We start from the raw sequence: 685 nt of genomic DNA on the forward strand, positions 1-685 counted from the left end.
AAAATCGTTAAAGTCTGGGTTCAAGTCCCAGCGGGGGCACCACCGTTCGCACAGTATTTCCCGCAGTTCTCCGAGTTCTCGACCAGCTCGATCCCAGCGCTGGTCGAGGAGCGAGGTCGCTCGGGCCGAGCCTGTCGAGATCAGTCTCGAGGCCTCACGAGCCATATCTCAGGACTGCTCCCGTATTCTTCATGCATCACGGCAGAAGATCATCCTGCCCGAAAGGAAACACCGATGAGCCTGATCAGGCTGAACGACGTCAGCGTCGGTTTTGAAAACACCCAGATCCTGCGCGAGGCGTTCTTTCGCCTCGAACCCAAGGACCGGGTGGGCCTGATCGGAAAGAACGGGTCCGGCAAGTCGACAATGCTCAAGCTCATCCTTGAGCAGGTCACGCCTGACACCGGAACGGTGACCGTCGAGTCGGGGGCGCGCATCGGCTACTTCTCGCAGTTCTCGGAGTTGAACGGTGAGTCCACGATCACCGAGGTTCTCGACGCCCTCTTTGTTGAGGTCAAGGCCGTCGAAGCCGAGCTGGCTGCCATCGACTCGAGTATCGCGACCGATTCCCCGGTAGGTTCCGAGCTGGACAGGCTGATCATTCGTCAGTCCGAGCTCTTCGAGGAGATGGACCGGCTCGATGGCTGGGACGGTGGGACTACACCCGCCACATCGACACGGCCCT

General features: G+C 60.0%; 1 protein-coding gene. It reads left to right on the forward strand.

Translation table 11 applies throughout. The features are described 5' to 3' along the window. Positions 1-234: 234 nt before the first annotated feature. Positions 235-685 (forward strand): ATP-binding cassette domain-containing protein (locus JF66_RS19975; protein ID WP_035880634.1); only part of this gene is annotated, 451 nt, incomplete at its 3' end.

Origin of the sequence: Cryobacterium sp. MLB-32, assembly GCF_000738085.1 — a bacterium.
GTDB lineage: Bacteria > Actinomycetota > Actinomycetes > Actinomycetales > Microbacteriaceae > Cryobacterium.